Below are 18,490 nucleotides of genomic sequence, written 5' to 3' on the forward strand. Positions count from 1 at the left end.
CTTGGTAGTTCTCTTGGCGATCGATACAGCGGTGAGCTCGTCCTCGGCTCACTTGCCGAGGTGGGTGCGGAGCCAGCTGCCCATCTGCTGGATGGCGTGGTCGACCTCGGGGACGCGTCCGGCACCGAGGACGAAGGAGTGCTGGCCTTCGGGCATCGGGTGCACCTCGGTGGTGACCTTGAAGTCGGCCAGACGCTGGGCGAGCTGGGCGCCGTCCTCGGCGAGGGTCTCGTACTCGCCGTAGTGGACCTGGGTGGGCGGCAGGCCGGTGAGGTCTGCGTGGACGAGGCTGACGGCGGGGTCGGCGAAGTCGAGGCCGGGCTCCTGGAGCCAGGCCCCCCGGAAGAGTTCGAGGGTGGCCCTGCTGAGCATCTTGTCGGTCGGCTCGTTGGCGTTCACGGCGGGGTTGGAGATCGTGAGGTCGGTCCAGGGCGAGACGCTGATGACCGCGCCGGGGGTGGCTTCACCCTTGGCGAGGAGACGCAGGGGGAGCATGACGGCCAGGGTGCCGCCGATCGAGTGGCCGGTGCTGCCGATGTTCCTCGGCTCGTAGCCCTGCGAGAGCAGCCAGCGGTAGGCGGTCTCGGCGTCGTCGAGCTGGGCCGGGTGGGGGTGCTCCGGGGCGAGGCGGAAGTCGACGACGAGGGAACGAGCGCCCGCGGCCTTGGCGATGTGGCCGGCGGCCTTGCGGTCGGAGTGCATGGAGGCGGTCACCGAGCCGCCGAAGTGGAAGTGGAGCAGGGCCTTGTCGGGGTCGGCGTTCTCGGGGATGGCCCACAGGGCGGGGACGCCGCCGGCGTCGACCTCGGCATAGGTGACGCCCTCGGGTTCGGTGGCCGCCTTGTGGTTGGAGTCGACGATGTCGCGGATGATCGCCAGATCCAGACCGGGGGTCGCGGACTTGGCGCTGACGCTTGCGAGGAACTGCGCGAACTGCTGCGCCTCGGGGCTTACTGCCATGGTGATGCTCCTGCTCTGATCCGTGTGCTGAAGGGGGTGTGAGAAGTTCCGCGGCGCATGCCAGGTGTGGCTGCGCGGCTGGATCGATGTGCTGCTCTGGACGCTACTGGCTGAGTATGGGAAAGTAAACCCAGCTCGCCCGACGGATGCCCGGCGCTCCCCGTACCGCGCACCCACTTCCGCCGAGAGGCGCCTACTCGCGCCCGAGGAAGTCGAGGGCCGTCTTCACGAACTCATCGTGGTACTGGAAGATGCCGCCGTGCCCGGCGTCGGGGTAGAGCACCAGCTCGCCGTTCTGCACCCGCCGGGCCAGGTCGACCGAGTTCTGCGTCGGGACCATCCGGTCGGCCTCACCGTTGGCAACGAGCACCGGCTGACTGATGCCGGAGAGGTCGTGGGGCCGCTCCACTCCCCACCGGTGAATAGCCTTGAGCTGGGCACGGTACGCCCCGAGCCGGATCGCCTTGTCCCGGTCGCGGGTGCGCTCCTTGAGCCGGGCCAGGAACTCCTTTCCGGCGCGGCGCCCGTTGGCGGTGCGCGTGAAGAACAGGAACTGCTTCGGGTCCTGAAGGGTGAACAGCGCCCGGACGGTGTCCAGGTTGGACAGCCTGGTCACGTTCTTGATGCCCTCGCCGCCCGCGGGACCGGTGCCCGTGAGGATCAGCTTGCGGACGAGCCGCGGTTCCCTCTCGACGACCACCTGGGCGATCATGCCTCCCATCGAGAAGCCGTGGATGTCCACGTGGTCGAACCCGAGCGCACGGATGAAGGTGACGGCGTCCGTCGCCATCTCCTGGATGGTGCGCGGCGTGGAACCGGTGGAGGCACCGACACCCCTGTTGTCGAACGTGACGACCCGGTGCTTGGCGGCGAACCCGTCGACGACCCGCGGGTCCCAGTTGTCGAGCACCCCGGCGAGGTGGTTGAAAAAGATCACCGGAACACCGGACCGCGGACCGAGGTCGCGATAGGCGAAGGTCACCCCTCCGGCGGCGACCGTGCGGGTGGGAGCGTCCTTGTACGACGTCACCACGCGTTCTCTGGCTTCTCGTGAATCACTCATGGTCATGCCCTTCAATGCGGAGGTTTCCGCGAGCGGGCCCCGACTCCTCCAGAAGGAGGGGGCGCAGAGCGGTCGCCTGCGTCTCCCGGCTACGGCTGCAGCTGCGGGGGGGGGGCGACGATCACGCGGGGCGGACAGAACCACGGGAGCGGCGACTCCGAGTGGCTACGCCCTCCGCATCACGTCACCATTGAATTATGACCGTAATTCCATCAGCCCGCAAGGCGTCCACGTATCCGGTTGGGCAAGAGTCCTCACCTGGGCCGCCCCAGCGCGAACACGCCACCGGCGACGTATCGGCTCCCGACCAGGTTTCCCGGCGGGGCCGTGCGGGCCGACAAAGAGGTGCCGCCTCACGTCACTGTGAAGCGGCACCGGCAACGGGAGCCGACCACCGCCCCCGCGTCGTTCCCGGCGGGCGGCGGAGCGGCGCGGGTCAGGCGGCGAGGAAGTCGGTCACCTGCTTGGCGAAGGCCTTGGCGTACTGGAAGAGGAAGGCGTGACCGGCGCCGCTGTAGAGAACGAGGGTCGCGTTGTCGAGGTGCTGGACCGCGACGTAGGAGTTGTGGGCGGGGATCATGACGTCCTCCAGGCCGTTGGCGTAGAGGACGGGCTGCTTGATGGCCTCCAGCTCCGCCTTGACCTGCTCGAAGGGCGCCGCCAGAAGGGCACCCGCCGCGGTGAGCATGCCCTGTGCCGCCGTCTCGGAGACGGCGGGTCCGCCGGCGGCCAGCCGGGTCGAGACATGGTCGAAGTGCCGCAGCCCCGAGGCGCGGGCCGCCTCCGTCTCGGGATAGAAGAGGAACAGAACGTCCTCCAGGTCGGCGTCGGGCTTGGCCATGATGCCCAGGACCTTCTCACTGAAGTCCGGCGCGCCCGGCACCCAACCGGCCGGGCCGCTGCCCGCCACGACGAGCCTGCGCACCAACTCGGGGCGCCGCAGGGCCACCCGCTGGGCCACGATGCCGCCCAGGGACCAGCCGAGCAGGTCCACGTGCGCGAGGCCGAGCGCCTCGATGAACTCGATGGCGCCTTCGGCGAACCCTTCGAGGGAGTCGCGCGGTTCGCCGTCGGTGTAGCCGACACCCACATTGTCGAACAGGATCACGTCGTGGTCGGCGGCCAGGTAGTCCAGGAACTCCGGGTCCCACCAGTCGATGGTCCCGCGGAACCGGTTCAGCAGGACCAGCGGCACGCCACCCTGCGAACCCAGCCGCCGGTAGGTGAAGCGCGCGGAGGGACCCTCGACCGTGAGGTCCTCGGCCTTGTCTGCCAGATACGTACTCATACTGCCCTTCTCATTTCGGCGGGTGCGTGACATCTCGCAATACCGCTCGCGGCGACACCAGCACGGAGGGGCCGGGCATACGGATCGGAACTCTCCTCGCCGAGCCGGGCACACCGGACCGTCTGGCGCACCAGGCCCTGGTTCCGTCCAGCGAGGCCCGATCCCCGGCTCGGCCACAGCGGCAGTCTTCGCTTCGCCGGCCGCGTCGGCCCAAGAAGGCCAGTCGCCACGGAGGGCGACCACGAACCTTCCAGCCCACCCGGATCACTCACCACCGGCATAGCGAGATAAAATTATGGCCATAATACTATGAAGGGAGGGGCCGCGGCCGCAAGAGGACCGCCGCCCGGGCCCTCGCCGAAACCCCTGGGAGCGGCCGCCGACGGCCGACCTGCCCCTGCACCGGAGGGTGATCAGCCCGACCGACAGACGAAGGAGAATGCGTGCGATACACGGACGAGCACAACCAGGCCACCCGGCAGCGGATCATCGAGGCAGCCGGCCGCCGGTTCAAGCGGGACGGCATCGACGGCTCAGGCATCGCGGCGCTCATGAAGGACGCGGGCCTGACCAACGGCGCCTTCTACACCCACTTCACCTCCAAGGACGAGCTCGTGGCCACCGCGGTCGCCGACCAACTCGAGGCGCAGAACGCCAACGTCGTCGAGCACGCGGCACCCGGCCGCGCGGGACTCGAACAGATCGTGCGCTGGTACCTGTCCACACAGCACCGCGACAACCCCGAATGGGGCTGCCCCTCCGCCGCACTGCTCGACGAGATCACGCGCTGCGCGACCCCGACCCGGCAGGCGTACACCGATGGCGTGCTCGCCGTAGCGGACGGGATCGCCACCCGCCTGGCACCCCACGATCCACTCTCGGCCCGCACCAGGACGCTCACCGCCTACGCCATGATGGCCGGGGCGCTGCAGCTCTCCCGGGCCCTCGCCGACACGAGGCTCGCGGACGAACTCCTCGACCAGGGCATCCGCAACACCTTGACCCTGCTGAACATCGAGCACGATCACGCAGCAACCCCAGAGTGACCGACCCGCGGAGCATACGGAGCCCGACACCGTCGGCGCTCCCGCCACGGCCGGATGCCCCCGCACCACCCGGCCCACAGCACGTTGCGGTTCACCCGTCGACCATTTAGAATTACGAATGTAATTCAATGAATCGCACCCCTGCCCAATGAAGCGCACAGCCCGGTTCGGGCCATCGGACACGGCGAGGCCCGGCGGGAAGGTCATCGGCGCCGTTGTCGACACCGCGTTCGAGTCGGCAGGAGAAGCGCCGGAGCGCCTCGCAACAGGGCGGGCGACGGCCGGCGAGGTCGCACCCAAGACGACGTGAGGCAGCCCCGCAGATCGGTGAAGACCCTCCACAAAACTCCAGGACGACACCGCCGCACGGCGACGAGAAGTGCCCCGAAACCTCGCCACCAGAAGGACCCGACCATGACCACATCGCGGAATTCGCCCACCCACCCGGCGTCGCTGTACACGAACGCGCCGACCCGCACCGTCTCCGTTCAGGGCGTGGACTTCGCCTACCGGGAACTCGGCCCCCGAGAGGGCGTGCCGATCGTCCTGCTGATGCACCTGGCCGGGGTCCTGGACAACTGGGACCCTCGGGTCGTCGACGGACTCGCCGCACGGCGTCGGGTCGTCGCCTTCGACAACCGCGGAGTGGGCGGGTCGGGCGGGTCGACGCCGGACACGATCGAGGCGATGGCTCACGACGCGGTTCTGTTCGTCCGAGCCCTCGGGTTCGACCAGGTCGATCTGCTCGGTCTGTCCATGGGCGGTTTCGTCGCACAGGTCGTCGCGGAGGCGGAGCCGCACCTCGTCCGCAAGGTCATCCTGGCGGGCACCGGCCCAGCCGGCGGCCCCGGCATCGACAAGGTCCCGGCACTCACGCTGCGCGCCACGCTCAAGGGCGCTCTGACCCGCCAGGACCCCAAGCTCTCCCTCTTCTTCACCGATACCGCAAGCGGCCGGCGGGCGGGACGCGCCTTCTTGAGACGTCTGAAGGAACGCACACAGGACCGCGACAAGAACATCTCCCTGCTGTCACTCCGCGCCCAGTTGAAGGCCGTCAAGCGGTGGGGCCGCCAGTCCCCGTCGGACCTGTCGGTCGTCCGCCAACCGGTCCTCGTGGCGAACGGCGCGGACGACAGGATGGTGCCCAGCCAGAACACGCTCGCCCTGGCCGCGCGCCTGCCCCGGAGCGAACTCGTCCCCCTTTTCCCGGATGCCGGACACGGCGGGATATTCCAGTACCACGATCAATTCGTGACGAGAGCGCTCGGGTTCCTCACGTCATGAACCTGAGCGTCGCCGCAAGGGAATGACCGCACAGGACGAGAGCGGCAGCCCGCCGTCGTTGCAGGACATCTCCGTCCGCGACGGGGATGCCCAAGTGTGATCAGAAATCCAGACTCATAACATTACGGTCATGCGTCAATAATCCGGCACATGGCTTCCCACTGTTGCTCACCCAGTCGGCACGGACAGAAACGAGGCTCCCTGTGCATGACCTTCCGTTCCAGTCAGCTGCGGATCAGATCAGCGCAATCGCCTCGGGTGAGGTGTCGAGCGAGGAACTGCTCGATGTCTACCTGAGCCGGATCGGCACCCACAACGCGCGGCTCAACGCGATCGTCACGCTCGACACCGACCGAGCACGGCGTGAGGCCAGAGAAGCCGATGCGAAGCGTGCAAGTGGGGCGGAACTCGGGCCGCTCCACGGGCTGCCGATCACGTTGAAGGACAGCTATGAGACCGCAGGCCTGCGAACCGCCTGCGGCCGTCCCGACCTCAAGGCCTACGTACCCGAACAGGACGCCGAGGCGGTGCGGAGGTTGCGTGCCGCCGGTGCGGTGATCATCGGCAAGACCAACATGCCCGCGGGAAACCAGGACGTCCAGGCAGACAACCCGGTGTTCGGGCCCACGCTGAATCCGTGGAACACCACCCGCACGTCCGGAGGCTCCGCGGGTGGTGGCGCCGTGGCGACGGCCGCGGGACTGACCGCCTTCGACTTCGGCTCGGAAATCGGCGGCTCGACGCGCATCCCGGCACACTTCAACGGCCTCTACGGGCACAAGGCGACCTGGCGTTCCATTCCGCTCATCGGCCACGTCCCGGGGGGACCGGGCGTGGGGCGTTGGGGAGAGATCGATCTCGCCTGCGCGGGCGCACAGGTACGCGAGGCGCGTGATCTCGTTCCGATCCTCCGGGCGACAGTGGGACCGCCGGAGCGCGACGGCGGATTCGGCTACACCCTCGCACCGCCCCGGGCGAGCGAACTGGGCGGCTTCCGGGTCGCGGTGTGGACCGAGGACCCGTCGTGCCCGGTCGACGACGACGTCGCCGCCGCGATGGACGACGCGCTGAACGCCCTCAGGGCGGCCGGCGCCAAGGTCGATGTGAGGCCCACCAGCCTCCCCGTCTCCATGGCGACCAGCCATGACGTCTTCCTGCGCCTGCTCTTCGGCGCGTTCACCTACGACCGGTCCGGACTGACCCCGGCCTCCAACGCCGCGCTGCTCGCGCGAGTCGTCCAACGCCCTCGCGGAGAGGCGATGTACGCGCTGCGGGGAACCTTCCAGTCCCACTACAGCTGGCTCCAGGCGGACGTCGAACGCCATGAACTCCGACAGCGATGGACCGAGTTCTTCCGGGACTTCGACGTCCTGCTCATGCCTGTCACCTCGACGACAGCACCGCCTCACCATGACAAACCGATCGACAGGTTCGGACGCCGGATCCTGGTGAACGGGCAGTCCCGTCCCTACTGGGAGCAGGTCAAGTGGAGCGCGATCGCCAACGTGGCGGGCTCCCCCGCGACGACCGTCCCGGTCCGGACGGGCAGGGACGGCATGCCCGTCGGCCTGCAGGCGATGGGGCCGAGCGGCGGCGACCTCACCACGATCAAGTTCGCCGAGCTCCTGGGCCAGGAGCTCGCGGGCTACCAGCCCCCTCCGGCCTTCGCGTGACCGTCCGTCGGGCCGCACCACCGCCCAGAACCCGGCCCTCCGAGCCGTGCCGACACCACCACCCCGAGAAAACCGCCGATGAACACGCTGGACACCCCGCTCACCCTTCCCAACGGCCAGGTGCTGCCGAACCGTCTGATGAAGTCCGCGCTCAGCGAGGCGCTGGGCGACAGGAACAACGCACCGGACGAGCGTCTGGGACGCCTCTACTCCACATGGGGCAGAGGCGGGTACGGCCTGATGATCACCGGCAACGTCATGGTCGACCGGGCGCAGCTCGGCGAACCGGGCAACATCGTCATCGAGGACGCGCGTGACCTTGACGCGTTCTCGCGCTGGGCCAAGACCGCCCAGGACTCCGGTGTCCCGATCTGGGCCCAGCTCAACCATCCCGGACGCCAGGCCAATCCCCTGGCTCTCGGACACACACCCGTGGCACCCAGCCCGGTCGCACCGAACCTGCCCGGTGCCAGAACACCGCGCGAGCTGCGGCCGACGGAGATCGAGGAGATCATCGAGCGTTTCGCCACGGCCGCGGCCGTGTGTGAGTCTGCCGGCTTCAACGGCGTGCAGGTGCAAGGCGCTCACGGGTACCTCATCTCCCAGTTCCTGTCCCCGCTGTCGAACCGGCGCGACGACGACTGGGGCGGCGACCTCCAAGGAAGAATGCGTTTCGGCCTCGAAGTCGTCCGGCGCATCCGCGCTCGTGTCTCGCCCGGCTTCGCAGTGGGCGTCAAGCTCAACTCGGCCGACTTCCAGCGCGGCGGCTTCACCGAGGACGAGTCACGTGCCGTACTGGCCTCCCTCGCCGGGGAAGGCATCGACCTCGTCGAGGTCAGCGGCGGCAGCTACGAGTCCATGGCCATGAGCGGCGCGGCGGCCCCCAGCACCAGGGCACGCGAGGCGTACTTCCTGGAGTACGCCCGCACGGTGCGCGAGCTCGTGGGGGGCATCCCGCTCGCCGTCACCGGCGGATTCCGCACCCACGAAGCCATGCAGGGGGCCGTACAGACAGGCGAATGCGACGTGGTCGGCATCGGCCGGCCGACGATCACCACGCCGGACGCCGCCAGGCTCATCCTCGACGGGAGCGCCGAGACACTCACCGCACACCGGATCAGCTACGGCATGAGAGGCCTGCTGGGCAGGATCGCCGACCTCAAGGCGCTCGACGGGGTGCTGGACCTCAGCTGGCACACCGACCAGATCCATCGTCTGGGGAACGGACTGCGCCCCGACCTCGGTCGGGGGAGACTCGCCACCACCGTCGCGATGGTGCGGCGAAACGGGCGTACGTCCTTCCGCGCCAAGCGCGGCGGCTGAGGAGAGCCGACCGGCAAATCCCGACCGCTCACGCCCCGTCCTTCCCACCGAGTGGTCGACTCGCCCGACAACACCTCACCCACACCCACAGCCGGACGGCACCACCATCTGGTCGGACCACCAAGTGCCGTTCGGCTCCTGAGCCCTTCACCCACCCGACGCGTACGAGCCTGCGACCGGCTCGATCGGAGACCTCGTGGTCAACGCGCGCTGATGGAGACCCTCTCAGCGCACGTAGAAGGTCGAACTACTCGGCCGCAGACGGTGGCTCACCCGCCTACGGCTGTCCATCCCGCTGTTCCGGCAACGTAGGTACTGCGCATGCTCCATGAGCCGCGGAGCGGTTTGAACGCCGCGAGCCCGAACCCACACAGACGACTGCCCTGGTGCGAACGCGCTCGCGGCGATCCGGGGCGGCGGCCCCGATGCCCGGCGGTCTCAGCTGGTCAGGAGATCCTCACCCACGCGGGCGTCAAGGCTCGCGACGAGGCTCTGGATTTCCCCATCGGCGGCCATGCGAGCATCCAGGACGGGCGAGAGAACGCCGCGAAGAGCCGAGACCGCCGACCATCGGCGGGGGCGGACCACCCTCGCGTCCCGGCGGGAGAGTCCGGCGACGATGGCACGCGCCGCGCTCTCGGGGCTGATCCGCTTGTGGAGCACCTTCGGCAGAGTGTCGAGCAGCGCCCGCGCCGCGGGATCCTCATCGATGCTCTGCCGGATCATGTCCGTATTGATCATGGCGAAATAAGCCGTTGTGACACTGACCCCATGAGCGGCGAGTTCGACCCGCAGGCCTCGCCCAAGCTGCTCGACGGCCGCCTTGCTCATCGCATAGGGCACCGTCCCCGCGCCGTTGACGTAGGCGAACACCGACGAGAGCAGCACAATGCGCCCCGCGCCGTCGATGATGTGCGGCAACGAGGCATGGACGGTGTTGAGCACACCCCCGACATTGATGTCGAAGAGCCGATGCATCCGAGCAGGCGACGAGGCGCGCAACGTGGCCCCCCTGGCGGCCACACCCGCGTTGGCAATCACGATGTCGAGACGGCTGGCCTCCGCTACCACTCGCTCCACGGCTTCCGAGATGTCTCCCAGCTCGGTGACATCACCTCGCAGGACGGTGATGCCGTCGTCGGCCGACCGGCCCGCGTCCGGCTGGAGGTCGACCACGAAGACATGAGCGCCCTTGTCCCTCAGTCGTTGTGCAGTAGCGGCACCCAGCCCCCGGGCCCCGCCGGTCACCAGCGCGACTTCCCTGCTATCGAAGTACTCTGCCCGGATCTCACCATGGCACCTCCCTGAACACACCCCACGTCCCTGGGGTGAAATGCCGATACAACTGCGGGTCCGCGCGGCCCAGCCATAGTATGACGTTCATAATTCATTGCCAAGAGGGTCACGTCGGGGCCTTCCACACCGGCCGCCGAAGGACGCGATGCACACGATGCGCGTCGCATTCGGCGACTCGGGCCCTCCCGAGGGACGAGCCGGTACCGACCGCAGGGAAAGGAGGAACACTTCGACCGTGCGATGAACCCCTGGGACCGACGGAAGGCGGACCCGACCCCTGGCAGCGGCGGTCAGACCTCGGGGAAGGCGTCGCCCGTGGTGTGCCGACTCGCCTGAAACAGCATGGCGTCGGCGGGATCACCTTGCAGGAACACTCCACGCCGATCACGGCGCGTCATGGACCACCGCGCTGCATTACTGCTCTCACCCGAAGCTCACGGCCAGGAATTCGATTGCGTCCACTGCGTGAAGGCCAGGGAGAATGAGGAGGTGACGGATGTGTCGACGACGGCCGTCCGGCGAGCCCATTCGGGCCGCGGAGCAACGGCCTCCTCACCCACCGCCGGCGGGGCGTAGCGAACGACAAACCCCTTTGAGTCGGCATCCCCGCCACCGGCGAGCGCCAGGCCCGTGGGGCCGTCGAACGCGACGTACCGGTATCCGACGGCGTAGTGGACCGGCCGTTCACGATGAACCACGAGTCGGTGTCGTTGTGGCGATCCGGGTACAGCGGTTCGCCGTTCAACCCCAAGCCCGCACAGGGAACCTGCGCGATGCGGCCGTTCCCGTCGACAGCCCGGGGCCCACCGCCAGCAGCTGCACGCCGCTTTCGTCCAGGCCCGACGCACCGCCACCGGACACCTGCACGGCCAGCACCTGACCGTCCTCCTGGACGCCGCCCGTGACGACCTCGGCTCACCCGGGAGCGGAGCCGCCCAGCGGCTGCACGAGGTGCTCCAGCAGATCCGCGCCGTCGTCGTCAACACGGAGGGCACTCACCGCTGACCGTCGTCGGCGAGCGACGACGGTGTTCTCCGCGGCACGGTTCGACGCGCCGACCACGCCCCCGGGACCGGACACAGGCACTCCTGCGTGCTCAGCACCTTTCCCCACCGTCGCGCGGGAACGCCCGTGTATCGGCGCAGTCGGACACGAAGTTGCGCGGTCCGAGGATTGCGCCCTGGACGCTGATGCATCATCAGGCGATGACCACGCCTTCGCCCTCGAACTCTCCTCAACCGAGCGTTTCTGCCCGGGTCCGGTGGTCGGCAACGAAGACCGCGTGTGGCTGTGGCAGCCGGATGAAGAACGTACGGTGGCCCCGTTGCCCGGGTACCGTTCGGGGGGCGGGCGACCGACGAACTGGACCGGGATGGCGAGGCGCGCGCTGTCGCCGAGCTGGTAACCGCACGCTCGGCCCGTCCGTCGCTGGCGGTGGGGCTGTTCGTCGACCGGGGCAAGGGGAAGAGCCACCTGTTCGTGGTCGTGGTCGCCATCGACCCCCGCTGGCTCCTGCGCTGCGTCGCCGCCCACTACCGCGACGTCCTGCACCTGGCCGGCGGCGGACCGCCGGACATGAACGACGCTTGGATCTCCACACCCGCCCAGGACCTGGAGAAGATCTTCCAGCTCGTCCTCGCTCTTCCACCCGTCGACGATGCCGGTTACGCCCGGATGCTCGACGCCCTCATCGCCGTGCCCGCCCCGCCAGCCCCTGCCCCCCGGTCCGTCAAACGTCTGACCAACAGCTACGGTCTGCTGACCGCGCCACGCCAGATCACCGACGCCGCCAGCGCCCACCAGCTCGATCAGCCCATGTTCCTCGGCCTCTGGAAACCGTGCGCCATCCCCGTCGCCCGGCTCTCCTTCCCCGGCCAGATCGTCAAGTACCTGCGGCACACCAACGAAACAAGCAGCGATTCCACACAGCACGGCAGGTTCACCCGCCGGCGACGGTGGCGACGCTACGCAGAACCCGTTGCCGGGCGGCAAGGTCCGTGATCTCGCCCAGGCCGTCGACCAGCACCAGCCAGTGCCGTGACCGGGAACGTTCACGGTCACGGCTGTCCCACCATGGGCCGTTCCGGGCGCACGGCGTTGCAGTGTGAAGCATCCGCAAGCCCCGTTTCAGCCGCCCAGCTTGACCGCACGGTGTACGTCGGCGGCGTAGGCCTCGGGCTGTTCCCAGGCTGCGAAGTGGCCGCCGGCACGGTGTTCCACATAGTCGCAATTGTTCAGGAACGCCTCGGCGTAGCTGCGCGGCTCCGGTTTGATGTCGCGCGGGAACACGGAGAGCACGGTCGGAGTGTCAATCCGGTCAGGGAGGGCGGCCGGTTCGACATAGGTGGTGAAAGACGTGCCGATCGTGCCGGTGACCCAGTAGGCGGTGACCCAGGTGAGAAGTTCGTCCGGAGTGAAGGCCGACTCGTCGGACCAGGACTCCAGTTTCTCGATGATCCAGGCCGCGAGGCCGGCGGGTGAGTCCCCGAGGGCGACGGCGAGTGTGTTCGGCCGCGTCGACTGCTCCGCGATGTACCCGCCTTCGCTCCGGAACCACTGCGCCGACCGGCGGAGGTAGGCCGCCGCGTCGGGCGCGAATTTCGCCGGGTCCGCCGTGAGCGCACGCTGCGGGGCGATGTTCGTGAGGTGCAGGGCAGCCACCCGGTCCGGGTGTTCGGCCGCGAGGAGTTCCGCGACGGTGCCGCCCACATCGCCGCCGGACACCGTGTACCGCGAGTAACCGAGTTCATCCAGCGCGTCCGCGACGATCCCGGCGATCCGGTTGACCGACATGCCGGGAGTGGTGAGCGGGGTCGCGAACGGGTAGCCCGGCAGTGCGGGAACCACCACGTGCAGGTCCGCGAGGAGAGGCAGGACGCGCTCGAACCGCAACACCGAGTCCGGCCAGCCGTGCAGCAGCACGACAACCGGAGCGTCGGGATTCGCGGACCGCTGGTGGATCACACGCAGGCCGGTGTCGCCTGCCTGCACCGTCACCCAGGGGAACTCGCCGATGCGGCGCTCGTGCACGCCCCAGTCGTACCCGTTCGCCCAGCGTGCGAGTAGTTCGTCGAGGTGGGTGCTCTTGATGCCGCGCGTCCCGTCGTCACTCCACGGGGTCGTGACACGCCGCGTCCGCTGGAGTCGATCCCGTATCTCACTGTTCATGTGTACGAGCATACACATGATGTGTATGCTCGTACACATGAATATGCGCAATGCGAGCGCCACCAGGCAGCGGATCCTGGAGCACGCCCGACGCCAGTTCGCCCAGCACGGGTACGCGGCGATCACGGTCAAGGGCGTGGCCGACGCGGCCGGGGTGTCGCCCAACCTCATCACGCGCTATTTCGGAGGCAAGGACGGCCTTTTCCTGGCGGCGACCCGGGTGGAGATTCCGGTATCCGACTCGTTCGACGGTGACCGTTCCGCGCTGGGTTCGCGCCTCGCGGCAAGCATCGTCCAGCGCTGGTTCGGCGCACCCGGGGAGGATCCGCTGCTCGTGCTGCAACGGGCGTCCGGCGAACGCCCGGAGGCTGCGGAGGCGCTGGCCGCCTTCCTCGACACGCACTCGCTGGAGCCGTTGCACCGCTACCTGCGCGACAGCGGCCTGGACGACGCGGACGCCCGCAGCCGAGCCGCAGCGATCGATGCCTTCGTGCTCGGCGTCTCGACCCGCCGCCGGGTCCTGCGTTCCGAACTCGGCGACCCCGCTGATCTCCAGGCCTGGCTGAGCGCCACCATCCAACGCCTGGCCGACGGGTGATGCGCGACGGCAAGAAGTACTGGAACTCCACCACTTCCGGTCAGCATCTGCGGTGCAGTCATCGGCATCTGTCCGGCCATCGCGATCACGGTACTGGCGCCGCGACCAAGCACGTTCGAGGTGTGGGGGCCAGGCTGCTCGGGGGGTGGGGCGGCCAGGACGTCGGGGTGGCGGGCGTTGGCGTTGCGCCAGCGCAGGTAGGCGTGCAGTTTCCGGGTCGGCACGGTGTGGTTCGGGTGGTTCGATCCGGCGATCACGAACGTGCGTAACGGCCCGAACTGGGCCTCGATCGGGTTGGCCCAGGACGCGTAGGTCGGGGTGAAGCGCAGTTCGACCTTGTTCCGGGCCGCCCCACGTTCGGATCTACGCGCCCTTGTGGGCGGACAGGTTGTCCAGGATGACGTAGATCGGTGCCCCGTCCGGCCCGCTCGGCGGATGGATTTGAGTGCGGCGAGGGTGTTCAAGGCGCCTTTGCGTCGGTAGACGACGCCCCAGAGCTGGTCGTCGCCCACGCTGTTGCGGCCGTGGAACTGCCGGACGCCGTGCTGCTTGTGATGGTTCGCCGGCAGCCGGTCGGGATGCCCGGCGGACGCCCACCCGGCACCTGCCCGCGGGCGGATCGCGAGGGGTCCGAACTCATCGAACGCGAACACCCGCTGCGGACAGTGCCCCATGCGCTCGGGGAGCGGGTCACGATGCTCATCGCCACCCGTGAGGGCGACCGACGCTGCAAGCTCCGCCCGTCCCAGCGCGCGATGGTGGCACTGGTGTACCTGCGCGAACACACCACCCTCGCGACGATCGCTGCCGGGTTCGGGATCAGCGAGTCCACGGCCCACGATTACACCAGCCAGGTCATCCAATTGCTCGCCGACCGTGCACCGGGTCTGCTGAAGGTCCTGCGCGAGGCCGATGCCGACTTCGTCCTGCTGGACGGCACCCTCGCCGAGTGCGACCGGGTCGGCGACGGACGGGCCGACCACTCCCACAAACACCGCGGCACGGGGGGGGGACGTGCAGGTGGTCACCGATCCGGACGGTCGGCTGCTGTGGCTCTCACCCGCGTTGCCCGGTCGAGCTCACGACCTGACCGCGGCCCGCACCCGCCGGACCATCCGTATCTGCAAGCGCCAAGGCGTCCCCGTCCTTGCCGATCTCGCCTACCAGGGCGGCCCCTCGGTGACCACGGGCATCAAACGCCGGCCCCTGCAGGATCTCACCCTCACCGAGAAGACCGGCATCATGTCGACGACCAGCGTGGACGCGTGACCGCCGGCAGTCCGTATCGCGCGCAGTTGTTCGGGTGACGGGATGACAGTGCGCGCCGGGTCGCACCGCGGTGCTTTGACCCCGGCAACGGGGTTGTCCGTGAAGAGTCCAGGCCTGTGGGCGTCGAGGAGGATCGCACGCAGTTTGTCGAAGGCGTTGGACTGGGTGGCCAGACCGGCGCCGTTCCGTTCCGTGGTGCGGATGAAGGCGTCGACGACCTTGTGATCGAACGAGTTCATCCGCCGACTGCCAAACACCGGGTAGATGCGGTGCTCCAGGAGCGAGTCGAGGTGCTTGACCGACTGCGCAGCCAGATGCCGTTGCCCGGCCCTCCACTCCTCCGTGCAATCCGCGAAGCGCATGGACCCGTACGGTAGCTTTCACGGGAGCAGGCTTGCCGTCACAGGGCTCGAGGCTCGCAGGGTGCGAAGGCTGAGCGGCCGGCGATCCCGGCTGTCGTCCTGTACGGCAAACGTGCCGATGCTCACTGAGACGGGCGGGTGTGGTCCTGTGCCGTCTCGCCGGGTTTCTCGCGGTCCGGGTCGGTGTCGGAAGCGGGGCGGTGCGCTCGGTTGGTGGCGATGAGCTCGTTGAGAGACTCGAGGGTGCGCGTGAGCCCGGAGATGTGCGTGAGGAGCTTGTCGCGTTCTTCGATCAGGCGGTCGAAAGCGTCGTCGGAGGTGGCGGCGCTGGGCGATTGCAGGCAGGGAAGCAAGCTGACGATAGTCTGGCTGGACAGGCCCGCCGCATAGAGCCGCTGCAAGTATGCGACCCGGTCAACCCCTTCCTCACCGTAGTAGCGATGGCCGCCAGAGCTGCGGCTGCTGTCCAGCAGGCCTTGCTCCTCGTAGTAGCGCAGGGACCGGACGCTCACCCCGGTCCGTGCCGCCAGATCCCCGATCCGCATCCGGTCTCCCGTGTGTTCGTAGTCACAAACAGTTGATTCTCACATCGGTGTGAGGTTCTAGCGTACCCGCCATGACCTACTCGAACCTGTCGACCATCAGCGTCGACATCCAGCACGGCGTCGCGACCGTCACGATCGACCATCCTCCCCTGAATCTGCTCGACGGCAAGCTCATCACGGACCTGACGGCCCTCGCCGCACAGATCCGCAACGACGACACGGTCCAGGTGATCGTGTTCGAGAGCGCCGACCCGCAGTTCTTCATCGCGCACGGCGACATGCACTTCCTCACCGATCCGGCGCTGGTGGCCGCTGACGGCGACCTGCCCGCCGGAACCAACGTGGTGCAGGCAGTAAACGAAGAGATCCGGTCGCTGCCCCAGCTCACCATCGGCAAGATCGCGGGCTTCGCACGTGGCGGCGGCAACGAGTTCGCCATGGCGCTGGACATGCGTTTCGCGGCGATCGGAACGTCCGGACAGGCGCAGCCGGAAACCCTGATGGGCATCTACCCGGCCGGAGGCGGCACGCAGTACATGACCTCCCTCATCGGCCGCGCCCGCACACTCGAGCTGATCCTCGGCGGTGAACTGGCCGACGCGGAGCTTGCCGAGCGCTACGGCCTCGTCAACCGCGCTTTGCCGGCGGACGAACTCGACACCTTCGTCACATCGCTCGCGCGCCGCATAGCCGCCCTGGGCCCGACCATCATCGGCATCGTCAAGACGGCCGTCGACGCTGCCGACTACACCAAACGGGACCTGGCCACAGAGATGAGCCTCGCCGCCCGGCTCTCCTTCCCCGAGGTCGCCGCACTCGCCCACAGACTGCTCGCCGCGGGAGTGCAAACCCGCGAGGGCGAACTCCGCCTGGAAGAGATCCTCAACACGGCCCAGCAGGAAGCGGCGCCGTAACCTACGGACAAGGCACCCACACCCCGCCTCCCGCAGGACCCAGGACGGGGCTCGGACTTCGATCACGGACACTCTCGTTCGGTCTCACCGAGGCTGGGTACTCATACCCCTGCTGCGCCGGGCGGCAGCGACAAGAAGCGTGCCGACCATGTGACGGCTACCGCGCTTCGTCCTGGCAGAACTGCAGGTCACCATTGACCGGGTGACATCTGTCGTGGTTCGACACACGGGTCGGACGGTGGTGTTCGCCGGTGCCCGGTGTGGGCGGGGCAGGATACAGATGCAGGCACAGCGCCGATGATCATGTGGTTGTCGAGACCCATGAGAAGCGAACGAGACCGTGCCTGTCTCTGCATCATCTCCCATGCCCGCCGCGCTGGAGCACCTGGCCCACGCCTCCTCTTCCGCACCCCTCGTCGACGCAGCCGGTCTGCGTCCTTTCCCGGACGCGGTGCCCGACCCGCGGGATGGCAGGGTCCGACTTCACCGACAGGTAGTCAGGTCTCCGGGCGGGCTCCGTTCTCGTCTCACGCACCGCACTCATTCCGGCGTTCCCGGACTCGCACCACGGGTCGCCGACGGAGCGCCCCTCCCTCAGCGAGCAGAAGTTCCCATCCCTCTGGGGAACCATGCTGCCCGCAGCCCCGATTTGAGGGTCTCGACAAACGCAGCACGCAAAAGTCCAGGCTCGTGTCACCAGGCGACGTGCACCATTCCGCATTCGGCCTGCCGGCCGGGCCGGGAACAGCCCCGCGGGCGCGGGGATGCTCCCGGTTCTGTCCGCGGTTCCGTGCATCCCCAGGTCAGAGAGGTGAGCGAGGGATTGTCCCGGCAGCGTATGTCTCGCCATGGCAAACAAGGCGGTCGAGGCTGTGCTGTACCTGCCACCAGCACGGCGGCTGCCCGCACAAACAAGGCGGGGAGGACTCGGTGACCGAGGTGCCGGAGCCGCTCCTGATGCTGTTGCCGGCCACTGAACCGCCCCGCACCCAGATCATCGAACACGCCCGCCACCGCTGCAGCGAACAGGCCTGACGAGGCGCTGTTCGCCGTCTTGAAACGTGTACTGGTGCCGTTTGAGGGGGAGCCTCAGAGATCCTTGAGGGGGAGCCTCAGTGATCCGTGCTCGCGTGGGAGGCCGTCCGGGAGAAGCCGTCGTGCCATGCCGCCTTCGCCCCCGAGTCCCCAATGCGGTAGACGTCCACCACGGCGCCCGCCGCCACGGCGAGCGAGAGGACCACCGTCGCCACGCGCACCGGCGTGGCGGACCAGACGGCCGTGCCCTTGGCGTCCGGCCGGGGCTCGGTGGTTGTGCGGGCACCCCACCAGACCAGGGCTGCCAGAACGAACAGGCCCGCGGTCCACGGGAGCAGGCCGTCTCCGAGCTCGGCGTGCCGCTGCACCAGCGCGTTGTCCGTGACATGTCGCTCCAGCCATTCACCGGCCTGCGTCGTGAGCGGCACGCTGACCAGCGAGACAAGGGCCAGGAGGGGCAGCACCTCACCCATGCGCCGGGCGGCTCGCCGAGAGATCGCCGCGAGCACGAGCACCAGGGCGGTCAGAGGAACGAGCACCACGACGAGGTGCACGAGCAGGACATGTGCGGGCAGGTCGTTTATGAGGGTCATGAACAGGTCCTCGGACTAGACGTTCGCAAGCAGGTACGAAGGCGCGCCAGCGTTGCACAGGAACCTCTCAGTC

Annotated in this window: 15 protein-coding genes and 2 pseudogenes; 8 read left to right on the forward strand and 9 right to left on the reverse strand. The window is 68.5% G+C overall.

Features of this window, described 5'->3' with window-relative positions:
* Positions 1-48 precede the first annotated feature (48 nt).
* The 3 genes from ABZ887_RS23190 to ABZ887_RS23200 all read right to left on the reverse strand — a co-directional run bounded on the left by ABZ887_RS23190 (position 49) and on the right by ABZ887_RS23200 (position 3,311).
* Complete coding sequence (locus ABZ887_RS23190) at positions 49-960, reverse strand: alpha/beta hydrolase (RefSeq protein WP_361292383.1); 912 nt, start codon at positions 958-960, stop codon at positions 49-51.
* 193 nt (positions 961-1,153) lie between these two features.
* Positions 1,154-2,023 carry an alpha/beta hydrolase gene (locus ABZ887_RS23195; RefSeq protein ID WP_361292385.1) on the reverse strand — a complete coding sequence of 290 codons (870 nt, stop codon included), beginning with the start codon at positions 2,021-2,023 and terminating at the stop codon, positions 1,154-1,156.
* Between the two features lie 436 nt (positions 2,024-2,459).
* On the reverse strand, positions 2,460-3,311 hold the full coding sequence (locus ABZ887_RS23200) for an alpha/beta hydrolase (protein ID WP_361292387.1): 852 nt from the start codon (positions 3,309-3,311) through the stop codon (positions 2,460-2,462).
* 443 nt (positions 3,312-3,754) lie between these two features.
* Between ABZ887_RS23200 and ABZ887_RS23205 the strand changes: the two genes are divergently transcribed.
* From ABZ887_RS23205 to ABZ887_RS23220, 4 genes are all read left to right on the forward strand, one after another.
* On the forward strand, positions 3,755-4,357 hold the full coding sequence (locus tag ABZ887_RS23205; protein ID WP_361292389.1) for a TetR/AcrR family transcriptional regulator: 603 nt from the start codon (positions 3,755-3,757) through the stop codon (positions 4,355-4,357).
* Positions 4,358-4,771: 414 nt separating this feature from the next.
* Entirely contained in the window at positions 4,772-5,641 is an 870-nt protein-coding gene (locus ABZ887_RS23210) for an alpha/beta hydrolase (RefSeq protein WP_361292391.1), read from the forward strand.
* 86 nt (positions 5,642-5,727) lie between these two features.
* A complete protein-coding gene (locus ABZ887_RS23215; RefSeq protein ID WP_361292393.1) occupies positions 5,728-7,314 on the forward strand; it encodes an amidase in 1,587 nt (528 codons plus the stop codon).
* 78 nt (positions 7,315-7,392) lie between these two features.
* On the forward strand, positions 7,393-8,637 hold the full coding sequence (locus ABZ887_RS23220) for an NADH:flavin oxidoreductase/NADH oxidase family protein (protein WP_361292395.1): 1,245 nt from the start codon (positions 7,393-7,395) through the stop codon (positions 8,635-8,637).
* Between the two features lie 438 nt (positions 8,638-9,075).
* Here ABZ887_RS23220 and ABZ887_RS23225 read toward each other — a convergent pair whose 3' ends face one another.
* Positions 9,076-9,951, reverse strand: a complete 876-nt coding sequence (locus ABZ887_RS23225; protein ID WP_361292397.1) for an SDR family NAD(P)-dependent oxidoreductase — start codon at positions 9,949-9,951, stop codon at positions 9,076-9,078.
* Positions 9,952-10,848: 897 nt separating this feature from the next.
* Positions 10,849-11,013 carry a hypothetical protein gene (locus ABZ887_RS23230; RefSeq protein ID WP_361292399.1) on the reverse strand — a complete coding sequence of 55 codons (165 nt, stop codon included), beginning with the start codon at positions 11,011-11,013 and terminating at the stop codon, positions 10,849-10,851.
* 354 nt (positions 11,014-11,367) lie between these two features.
* Between ABZ887_RS23230 and ABZ887_RS23235 the strand changes: the two genes are divergently transcribed.
* Positions 11,368-11,934 carry a hypothetical protein gene (locus ABZ887_RS23235; RefSeq protein WP_361292401.1) on the forward strand — a complete coding sequence of 189 codons (567 nt, stop codon included), beginning with the start codon at positions 11,368-11,370 and terminating at the stop codon, positions 11,932-11,934.
* A gap of 126 nt (positions 11,935-12,060) precedes the next feature.
* On the opposite strand, the gene ABZ887_RS23240 is transcribed toward ABZ887_RS23235, so the two are convergent.
* On the reverse strand, positions 12,061-13,101 hold the full coding sequence (locus tag ABZ887_RS23240) for an epoxide hydrolase family protein (protein WP_361292403.1): 1,041 nt from the start codon (positions 13,099-13,101) through the stop codon (positions 12,061-12,063).
* A 37-nt stretch (positions 13,102-13,138) separates the two neighbouring features.
* Here ABZ887_RS23240 and ABZ887_RS23245 point away from each other — a divergent pair, with 37 nt between their 5' ends.
* Positions 13,139-13,699 (forward strand): helix-turn-helix domain-containing protein, encoded by a 561-nt coding sequence (locus ABZ887_RS23245; RefSeq protein ID WP_361292405.1) that lies wholly within the window; start codon positions 13,139-13,141, stop codon positions 13,697-13,699.
* 149 nt (positions 13,700-13,848) lie between these two features.
* Here ABZ887_RS23245 and ABZ887_RS23250 read toward each other — a convergent pair.
* Positions 13,849-14,361, reverse strand: a pseudogene (locus ABZ887_RS23250) (transposase); the annotation flags it as partial.
* Positions 14,362-14,394: 33 nt separating this feature from the next.
* Here ABZ887_RS23250 and ABZ887_RS23255 point away from each other — a divergent pair.
* A pseudogene (locus ABZ887_RS23255) lies at positions 14,395-14,935 on the forward strand (transposase family protein); the annotation flags it as partial.
* 517 nt (positions 14,936-15,452) lie between these two features.
* Here the strand turns inward: ABZ887_RS23255 and ABZ887_RS23260 are convergent.
* The gene (locus ABZ887_RS23260) at positions 15,453-15,875 is read right to left on the reverse strand and encodes a MerR family transcriptional regulator (RefSeq protein WP_361292407.1); all 423 of its coding nucleotides are present in this window, start codon (positions 15,873-15,875) and stop codon (positions 15,453-15,455) included.
* A gap of 71 nt (positions 15,876-15,946) precedes the next feature.
* On the opposite strand from ABZ887_RS23260, the gene ABZ887_RS23265 reads away from it, so the two are divergent.
* Positions 15,947-16,789 carry an enoyl-CoA hydratase/isomerase family protein gene (locus ABZ887_RS23265; protein WP_361292409.1) on the forward strand — a complete coding sequence of 281 codons (843 nt, stop codon included), beginning with the start codon at positions 15,947-15,949 and terminating at the stop codon, positions 16,787-16,789.
* 1,112 nt (positions 16,790-17,901) lie between these two features.
* On the opposite strand, the gene ABZ887_RS23270 is transcribed toward ABZ887_RS23265, so the two are convergent.
* Complete coding sequence (locus tag ABZ887_RS23270) at positions 17,902-18,417, reverse strand: DUF2231 domain-containing protein (RefSeq protein ID WP_361292411.1); 516 nt, start codon at positions 18,415-18,417, stop codon at positions 17,902-17,904.
* Positions 18,418-18,490 lie beyond the last annotated feature (73 nt).

Origin of the sequence: Streptomyces sp. NPDC047061 (assembly GCF_040643955.1) — a bacterium.
In the GTDB taxonomy this organism is placed as follows: Bacteria; Actinomycetota; Actinomycetes; order Streptomycetales; family Streptomycetaceae; genus Streptomyces.

Coding starts and splice junctions, on each gene's coding strand:
- ABZ887_RS23260 (WP_361292407.1), bottom strand. CDS start 15,875: ATGCGGATCGGGGATCTGGCGGCACGGACCGGGGTGAGCGTCCGGTCC.
- ABZ887_RS23200 (WP_361292387.1), bottom strand. CDS start 3,311: ATGAGTACGTATCTGGCAGACAAGGCCGAGGACCTCACGGTCGAGGGT.
- ABZ887_RS23270 (WP_361292411.1), bottom strand. CDS start 18,417: ATGACCCTCATAAACGACCTGCCCGCACATGTCCTGCTCGTGCACCTC.
- ABZ887_RS23265 (WP_361292409.1), top strand. CDS start 15,947: ATGACCTACTCGAACCTGTCGACCATCAGCGTCGACATCCAGCACGGC.
- ABZ887_RS23245 (WP_361292405.1), top strand. CDS start 13,139: ATGAATATGCGCAATGCGAGCGCCACCAGGCAGCGGATCCTGGAGCAC.
- ABZ887_RS23220 (WP_361292395.1), top strand. CDS start 7,393: ATGAACACGCTGGACACCCCGCTCACCCTTCCCAACGGCCAGGTGCTG.
- ABZ887_RS23190 (WP_361292383.1), bottom strand. CDS start 960: ATGGCAGTAAGCCCCGAGGCGCAGCAGTTCGCGCAGTTCCTCGCAAGC.
- ABZ887_RS23195 (WP_361292385.1), bottom strand. CDS start 2,023: ATGAGTGATTCACGAGAAGCCAGAGAACGCGTGGTGACGTCGTACAAG.
- ABZ887_RS23215 (WP_361292393.1), top strand. CDS start 5,728: ATGCCCAAGTGTGATCAGAAATCCAGACTCATAACATTACGGTCATGC.
- ABZ887_RS23240 (WP_361292403.1), bottom strand. CDS start 13,101: ATGAACAGTGAGATACGGGATCGACTCCAGCGGACGCGGCGTGTCACG.
- ABZ887_RS23210 (WP_361292391.1), top strand. CDS start 4,772: ATGACCACATCGCGGAATTCGCCCACCCACCCGGCGTCGCTGTACACG.